The organism is Pseudomonas sp. FSL R10-1339, assembly GCF_009600545.1.
GTDB lineage: Bacteria > Pseudomonadota > Gammaproteobacteria > Pseudomonadales > Pseudomonadaceae > Aquipseudomonas > Aquipseudomonas bubulae.
Genome location: NZ_WIVQ01000136.1, coordinates 1 through 8154, shown reverse-complemented (window position 1 = coordinate 8154; position 8154 = coordinate 1). Strand labels below are relative to the sequence as shown.

At 53.5% G+C, this 8154-nt stretch carries 6 protein-coding genes; 5 read left to right on the top strand and 1 reads right to left on the bottom strand.

Annotation, left to right across the window (positions count from 1 at the left end; genetic code table 11):
* Positions 1–353 (bottom strand): DUF2076 domain-containing protein (locus tag GHO03_RS22775; RefSeq protein WP_153400568.1); only part of this gene is annotated, 353 nt, incomplete at its 3' end.
* A gap of 175 nt (positions 354–528) precedes the next feature.
* Here GHO03_RS22775 and GHO03_RS22770 point away from each other — a divergent pair.
* From GHO03_RS22770 to GHO03_RS22745, 5 genes are all read left to right on the top strand, one after another.
* Positions 529–1188 (top strand): YciC family protein, encoded by a 660-nt coding sequence (locus tag GHO03_RS22770; RefSeq protein ID WP_094999402.1) that lies wholly within the window; start codon positions 529–531, stop codon positions 1186–1188.
* A gap of 91 nt (positions 1189–1279) precedes the next feature.
* Positions 1280–2362, top strand: a complete 1083-nt coding sequence (locus tag GHO03_RS22765) for an endonuclease/exonuclease/phosphatase family protein (RefSeq protein ID WP_095018410.1) — start codon at positions 1280–1282, stop codon at positions 2360–2362.
* A 183-nt stretch (positions 2363–2545) separates the two neighbouring features.
* Positions 2546–3991, top strand: coding sequence for an aldehyde dehydrogenase family protein (locus GHO03_RS22760; RefSeq protein ID WP_153400567.1), 1446 nt, complete (start codon positions 2546–2548; stop codon positions 3989–3991).
* 439 nt (positions 3992–4430) lie between these two features.
* On the top strand, positions 4431–6488 hold the full coding sequence (locus GHO03_RS22750) for a CHAT domain-containing protein (RefSeq protein ID WP_256668746.1): 2058 nt from the start codon (positions 4431–4433) through the stop codon (positions 6486–6488).
* A gap of 1008 nt (positions 6489–7496) precedes the next feature.
* On the top strand, positions 7497–7829 hold the full coding sequence (locus tag GHO03_RS22745) for a DUF2790 domain-containing protein (RefSeq protein ID WP_153400566.1): 333 nt from the start codon (positions 7497–7499) through the stop codon (positions 7827–7829).
* The last annotated feature ends 325 nt before the right edge of the window (positions 7830–8154 follow it).

The window sequence follows — 8154 nt, the reverse complement described above, 5'->3', positions numbered from 1 at the left end:
GGGCCATCACGCCAGCCCCCGGTGCCCGACGTTGGGCCGGGCGTGGGGGCCGATACCCGATCGCCACCGCCAAAAAGTCCCGACAGAAAGCTCCCCCCAGATGGCGCAGGTGCCGCAGCAGCCTTCGCCTGAGCCAGTTCTGCCTGCAATTGCTTGTTCTGCTGGTCGAGTTGCTTGAGCGCAGCCTCTTGCACCAGCAGCGCCTGAGCCATGTAGTACGTTGCCGCAGGCTGACGCGCCAGATGTTCATTGATCCGCGCCTGGGCCTGGGCATCGCGCGGGGCTGATCCTGCCTCGGCCTGCTGCAACCGTGTAAACAACCCGTCAATCAGGCTTTGCTCTTCGCTGTTCATGACAACCTCTTTCGATTGCAGATAGAAACCTGCCCCTTGCATTACGCAGAAGCTCAAACGCGTTATTGGGGCACTACAACCCGTTTCAACAGCATCAGGCCTGCGTGAACTTTTGTTCATCTTGGCGTCTCATCGGTTAAAGTGACGCACCGCTCTTGACTGCTGACAACTGCCAATGAATCCGCTGACTGTTCTTCGCGACTCCCTGTACTTCTTCCAGCGCAATCTGAGCCAGATCGTAACGCTGTGCCTGCCGCTGGTCATCCTTGAAGCTGTGCTGCAGCACATTGTCGACAACGCCGCAGGCCCGGATGCATCGCCCGGTTATGGCCTGGTTGTCGGGCTGCTGCTGTACCCTCTGTACACCGCCGCCCTGATCCTGTTTCTCGATGCCCGCAGCCAGGGCGAAAGCCCGCGCAACCGCGACCTGCTGGCCTCGGCGGTTAATCTTTGGCCCAAGTTCGCCCTGCTCTCGGCAATCAGCACGCTGCTGATCGTGCTGGGGCTGTCGATGTTTTTTATTCCGGGCATTTTCCTGACCGTGGTACTGGCCTTCTCCGAGTACCGACTGGTATTGCGTGGTGATGCTCCGCTGGCGGCCATGAAATCGAGCTTCACCCTGACCCGCGGGCATTTCTGGCGGATTTTCGTTTGCATACTGGCCGTACTGGGCCCGCTGATGTTGCTCAAGGAATTCAGTTACACCCTGTTTTCCAAAGACGACAACACACTGCTATCGCTGGCACTCGATAGCGCCAACAGCTTCTTGCAGTTGTTTGTTTCCGTCGTACTGTTTCGTTTATTTATGTTGATCAGCGAAAAGTCAGAACTATAAAAACAGAAATTTCCTACACAAAGAACCTTGGAAGGCCGCACTGCCGTCGGGTATGTTCGAGCCTTCCCTGTAACGTTATTAAGTCGAGCTCATGTCACGTTTATTACGCCGCACCGCATCAGGTTTGCTGCTGATCTCAGCGCTGCTGGCATGTCTGGTTTATAGCGTTACATGGCGGCCCGGTGCCCGCGAGGTGCTGCCCCTGACGTGCCCTGGCACCGCCCCGGTGCTGGTGCCAGGCCAGGCGCTCAAGGTAATGACGTGGAACATCCAGTACCTGGCCGGCAAGCGCTATGTATTCTGGTACAACCTGGCTGACGGCAGCGGCCCTGACACCCGCCCCACCCGGGAAGACATGGCCTTCAGCCTTGATGAGGTAGCGCGGGTCATACGTGACGAACGCCCGGATCTCGTGCTGTTGCAGGAAGTCGATGACAACGCCAAGGCCAGCGATTACCAGAACCAGCTGGCCCTGCTGCAAGAACGCCTGATCGACCTCTACCCCTGCAGCACCCAGGCCTTTACCTGGAAGGCCGACTTTGTGCCCGACTGGCATATTTTCGGCAGTGTCGGACGCTCTCTGGTCACCCTCAGCCGCTTCCAGATCGAACACGCAGAACGTCTGCAATTGCCCCTGGCCGATACCAACTTTCTCAGCCGTCAGTTCCAGCCCAGGCCTGCGCTGCTGGTCAACTACCTGCCGCTCAATGATGGCGGGCAACTGGCAGCAATCAATACACAACTGGATGCGCCCTCCGCCAACAACAGCAACCTGCGCCTGCAAATGCAGACTGTCGCCGAACTGGCCGACAAGCTGGAAGGCCAGGGCACGCCGTGGTTGATCGGCGGGGACTTCAACCTGCTGCCCATCGGCCAGTACTTGCGCCTGCCCGAGCCATTGCGCCAGGGCTACTCGCAAGACAGCGAGTTGCACCTGCTCTGGGAAAAGTACCCGATGATCCCCAGCAACCCTGAAGCTACCGGCATCGACCGCGAACTGTGGCTGACCCACTTTCCCAATCTCCCCGACGCGGACGAGCCCGACCGTACGCTCGACTACCTCTTCCACAGCCCCAAGCTGCAGCGCATCGAAGGCTATGTGCGCCAGGAAGACACCCAGACCATCTCCGACCACCTGCCGGTGCTGGCCCGATTGCTGCTGCCTGCAGACTGACCCTGTGGGAGCTAGCCTGCTCGCGAATACAGTCTTCGCGAGCAGGCTAGCTCCCACAGTTGAAACCCAATCAGACGGTTCCCTCCCTCGCTCAGTTTCGCCGCGCCGATTGTTTTTGCCTGAAGTCGTACGATGACGTATAACTACTGGAAATCGATGCCTGTCCACGTGTGGAGAAATTTGATGACTGGTTCAAAGCGTTTCGACAATTACATCGGTGGCGAGTGGGTAACAGCCACTGAATACAGCACCAATATCAACCCCTCCGACCTGAGCGATGTGATTGGCGAATATGCCAAGGCTGACGTCGCCCAGGTCCAGACTGCCATTGATGCGGCACGGGCTGCGTTCCCTGCCTGGTCGACCTCCGGCATCCAGGCGCGCAGCGATGCGCTGGACAAGGTCGGCAGCGAAATCCTCGCCCGCAAGCAAGAACTGGGCACCCTGCTGGCTCGTGAAGAAGGCAAGACCCTGCCCGAAGCCATCGGTGAAGTGAGCCGTGCCGGCAATATCTTCAAGTTTTTCGCCGGTGAATGCCTGCGCCTGTCGGGCGATTACCTGCCTTCGGTGCGCCCCGGTGTGCATGTGGAGGTCACCCGTGAAGCCCTGGGCGTGGTTGGCCTGATCACGCCATGGAACTTCCCCATCGCCATCCCCGCCTGGAAGATCGCCCCGGCCCTGGCCTATGGCAACTGTGTAGTGTTCAAGCCGGCCGATCTGGTACCGGGTTGCGCCTGGGCACTGGCCGAGATCATTGCTCGCGCAGGCTTCCCGGCAGGCGTGTTCAACCTGGTGATGGGCAGCGGCCGCGTGGTTGGCGACGCTATCGTCAACAGCCCGAAAGTGGACGGTATAAGCTTTACCGGCTCGGTGAGCGTCGGTCGCCAGATCGCCATCAGCTGTGTGTCGCGCCAGGCCAAGGTGCAGCTGGAAATGGGCGGTAAAAACCCACAGGTCATCCTCGACGATGCCGACCTCAAGCAAGCGGTCGAACTGGCGGTGCAGAGTGCGTTTTACTCCACCGGCCAGCGTTGCACCGCCTCCAGCCGCCTGATTGTTACCGCGGGCATCCACGACAAATTCGTCGAGGCGATGGCCGAACGCATGCGTTCGGTCAAGGTCGGGCATGCCTTGCAGGCCGGGATTGATATCGGCCCGGTGGTGTCCCGAGCGCAGCTCGACCAGGATTTGGGTTACATCGACATCGCCCGCAACGAAGGCGCCCGCCTGGTTGCCGGAGGCAGCCTGGTGACCTGCGATACCGAGGGTTATTTCCTGGCCCCGGCCCTGTTTGCCGACAGCACGGCCGACATGCGCATCAGCCGCGAAGAAGTGTTCGGCCCGGTAGCCAATATCATCAAGGTTGCAGACTACGAAGCCGCCCTGGCGATGGCCAATGACACCGAGTTTGGCTTGTCGGCGGGTATTGCCACGACCTCGCTCAAATATGCCAATCACTTCAAGCGTCATTCCCAGGCAGGGATGGTGATGGTCAACCTGCCCACGGCGGGTGTGGATTACCACGTGCCGTTTGGCGGGCGCAAAGGCTCGTCCTATGGCTCGCGCGAGCAGGGCCGCTATGCGCAAGAATTCTACACCGTGGTCAAGACCAGCTATATCGGGTCGTGAAGCTCTACTCACCGCGTTGATGCCATCGCGAGCAAGTCCGCTCCCACAAGATCTGCGCAATTTTTGTGGGAGCGGGCTTGCTCGCGATGCGTACGCCCGGTCGCTACACCTTACGCGGCTTGATCCGCGCCGTGGCTTCGGCCACCAGCGGATCATCGGGCCAGTAATGCATGGTATCACCTATGTCCAATCACCATTGACACCGAAATCCCCCGCGAAACCGGGGCTACCGCCCGATACTTACTGAACTGGATTGACTGTCAATGATTGGGGCAAAGGTTGACATAAATCCTGCCGATTGCAGGTAGGATTGACAGCGGCCAAAACATCCACAGCCAGTTTAGGTGCTCGACATTGACAGTGCCCATAGAGAGGAGCAGTCCGACTGAGGCCAACGGATACATAAATTGATCAATGCAGACTAGAAGGAAGCAATGTATTGAACCTCGAACAAAGCCTAGCGATTCTGCATGAGCACTTTGACAAAGTTTTCCGTGACGCCACTTTAGCTTCATCCATCTCGCATGCAGAAGTCCGACGCCTAATCTGCCTTATAATTGATCAGCAAAATAGTGCCCCTGCCGAAGACAGTCTATTGCCCCACTATTACCAGTTCATTTTTGCTACCGAAACACTTCACGCGTCATACCGTATATATGAACTAACTGATATGGGGAGCTGGATTGGATGGGCGTTATCAGAAGACACCAGAGACAGTCACTCAAAAAATTTACATCTAGGGAGAATCTTTGACTTCTATTCATCAGCGGTGGTAAGAACCTGGCCAGGGTTTGTGCCGGTGATGGTGAAATTCTTCAGCGCCTTCTACTACTACGCTCGCGAGCGAACAGCCATGAACAATATAGCACGCGAGCTATGGCCCTTCGCCGCATCGACTTTTACAGACACGATGAATCTGCCTGCGGAATACATCTACATTGACGAAGCAAATCTTGGAAGTCAAATGGCATGCTGGGCAGCAAAAGAAGCGCCTGACTTGGCCAAGACTTTCGTTCCATACCTAGAGTCTGTCGCTGGCAAAAATACTCTACCAGATGAAGTCCGTGCCGTTCATTATTACACCTTGTCTACCACAGCAAGTACGTTCTCAAGCAAAGCATCGCATGAGTGGGCAGCAAAGGCACTCGCCGACTTCAATGAAAACCTCGCTGAGCCGCATAAGCTGCAACTGCTAGCCACTATCTATGCAGGCAATAAGGATGGAGACCCATCCGCGCTTCTCAGAAAGATAAACCTTGTCCAAGGTTTCTATAAGTCAAAGCTTGACGGAATTACTTTCTTTCGTGATGCAGCAATGCGGAGCGGCTCAATTTTGCCGTTTGTCGTCAACAGCTTGAACGCCGGTAAAACCCACGTCACGCTTGACGGTTTACTGCTGTGGCACCAGTTGCTGACAGCCAACTCCAATATCAATGCACAAGATCTGTACATATCTATTCCGTTCGGTGAGCATGGCTATCTCGCAGCTTTAGGCGACGAGAAAATATTCATTGAGCGTGATACTCAGACTTTTATCGAGCAACTGGTACAATCAAGCAACCATTTTTTAGGCGTGGCAAAAACCATCGCTTATTCCGACAACTCTAGTCTAACAATTCCAAATAGAATAGGAATCCCTAAGTATGGGAATTCTACAGAATACGAAACAGCCCTAACTAGAAGCTATTGCTTTTCTCCATTTCCGTTCAACGCAAAACCTTTATACCAGTTGATTCTTGATACTGAGTGCACCCCGCTGCAAGCGATACAGCTTAAAGTGTGGGGTGAAACATGGCCGCTAACCTCATCGTTATCCACTCCAAAACCCGACAGGAAACCGCAAAATGTTTTGATTTGGTGTGGCGGCGGAAGTCTTACAGAAGAACTTGAGGCCGAAGTAATTAAGCACATCTTTGAATCTGCCGGAGCCACCGTCAAAGTGGTCTTCTTCACCGAAGCCACGCAACAAAGCTTCATCGACGCTTATAAAGACCCTAAGTACGATATTATTTGGGTCGCATCCCACGGTGAGTTTGATCACTGGTCTCCTAAACATGTGAAAATGCACATCGGGGATAATTTATCCGTTTCGCTTGAGGATCTATGGGAGCAGGCTCCAGTCATGGATAAACGGCGATTAGCATTTCTAAACATTTGTGATGGAGCGCGATTTGAGGAACGCGGTTTTCTACCAAAAATCGGTATAGCCCCAGGTTTAGCGAGCGCAGATCAAGCGACAATTTCCCATCTATGGCCTGTCATGGGTTATCCAGCAGCAGCGTTCGGAGCTTATCTAGCTTTCAATTTGGCGGCTGGGAACTCTTATTTCGACGCCTATAAGATGGCGATGCTTGCAATTAGGAGATCTACATTAGAGATCGCAGACGACCTTGCCTCCAAAACTGGAAGAGAATTTGATTTAATCCGTCAGCTTCGAAGGAAAGAGGAAGATTATACTCAGCTTGAGTTCTACGGGTCGGCAGCCTTCTACCAATAACCGTGCTTTTCAGCAGTTCAAAGCCCAGCTCAGTTGGGTAGCTCGCACTCAGTGACTGCGTTCTGGCTGAGATGCCCCATAGCAGTAACTCACCTACCGAACTCCAGCATTAAGGGCGATGGTGTCCGCGTATTTTTAAGCGAACGCGATCACCCTTATAGCTAGGATTTCCATGCGCCAACGTAGCTCTTACCCCAAAACGTTCAAAGCCCAGGTCGTCCAGAAAGCGCAATGCGGCAAGGTGTGATTGCGGGACGCTTACCGCCAATAAGCGGAAAGCCCAAAAATAGTGGTTGCGCGGCCATTTTCGGGTAAGCGTCCAGTCAATACACGTCCCAAACTCCAGCATTAAGGAAAAGAAAACTTTCCTTTAATGGCTTAAAACAGTGTTAAAGGAAAGAAAATTTTCCCTTGCGCGATCAGTGTACTGAGCGTGAAGGCTGTATGACGGTAAGCGGATGGTGAACTGACGTAAGCGTACTCCCAAGTCACCTTGCATGAATCACGTCCTGTGAGCGCATCCCTGAGAAATTCATCCTGGAGCAAATCTAGACCGCTGTCGCCTGGACAACCTAGGCTTTGAACGATTTGGAGTAAGAGCTTCGTTGGCGCATTTAAGGGCTATCGCGTCCGATTAAAAATAGGCGGACAACATCGCCCTTAATTTGGGAGTTCGTAAGGTGTGTTCACCGTTCCCTTACATTTTCGGTTAATATTTTCTGAGTGTTCGGCGCACATTTTAAGAAAATCTTGGCGCGGTTAAGAAAATCTAGTCAACGACAGAGGAAAAAATGGGAAATCTAGTGGGTTAAGCCCATTTGATCAATGCGATGGAGCTACCCACTGGTGCGGTAGCAACTGTCTGAATCGCCCCGGACGCTCTAGACACCTTGCAAGCCAGGAGCCGGGCTCACAATACCTGACACATAAGTAATATTCGCGGCAGCATTCTGAAAGGTATGATTCGTTATCCTCTAGTCAGAAGTAAGTGAGCACTAGGAGACAATCATGAAAGTATTTAAAGCATTTTTTACCATTTCAATATTGGCCTTGTCGTCTTTGGCAATGGCTGAAGGAGGTGGTGATCGCGTTTACGGTCGGATGATGCAAGAGAACCAGCAGGCGATGGAGCAGTACGCCTTGAAAAACGGCAAGTCTAACCCTGAAATTGTTCATTATAAATATGGTATGGACCTAGATATTCATAAGGTCGTCAGTATGACGCAAGCCAATATAAACTGTGCTGTTGCGCCTTCGCGTATGACCTTTGAAGATTCGGCTGGCAAGCTCAACACTGTAGAGTACAGGGTTATGGGTACTAACTGCCCACACGGAAGATAGACTAAGGTAGCCATGGTAGGTTTTCTGAAGCGCATGTGTTTAATGGTTGCCAAGTGACGACGAGTGCAGAAATTTTCGAATCTTATTTGGATTAGGTTCTATTTATTGTTGAGTAACCACTGCCAGTCCATTAACGATCGCTAGCTAGCAACAAATGTTCGCTTACCAGATACACCCCATCTCTGTGTTTCTCCTTTGGTTGTGGAGATGGTTTAGGCGCCCTAGTGGCGCCTTTTTTATGGTGTGTCTGTAGTGGTCTAATGAAACCGGACACCCTTTTAGGCGAGAATACTCGCCAGATCGAGGTGTCAGATGACCAAACAAC

Excerpts from the sequence above, each read along its gene's own strand:
- GHO03_RS22760 (WP_153400567.1), top strand. The coding sequence starts at position 2,546 with ATGACTGGTTCAAAGCGTTTCGACAATTACATCGGTGGCGAGTGGGTA.
- GHO03_RS22745 (WP_153400566.1), top strand. The coding sequence starts at position 7,497 with ATGAAAGTATTTAAAGCATTTTTTACCATTTCAATATTGGCCTTGTCG.
- GHO03_RS22770 (WP_094999402.1), top strand. The coding sequence starts at position 529 with ATGAATCCGCTGACTGTTCTTCGCGACTCCCTGTACTTCTTCCAGCGC.
- GHO03_RS22765 (WP_095018410.1), top strand. The coding sequence starts at position 1,280 with ATGTCACGTTTATTACGCCGCACCGCATCAGGTTTGCTGCTGATCTCA.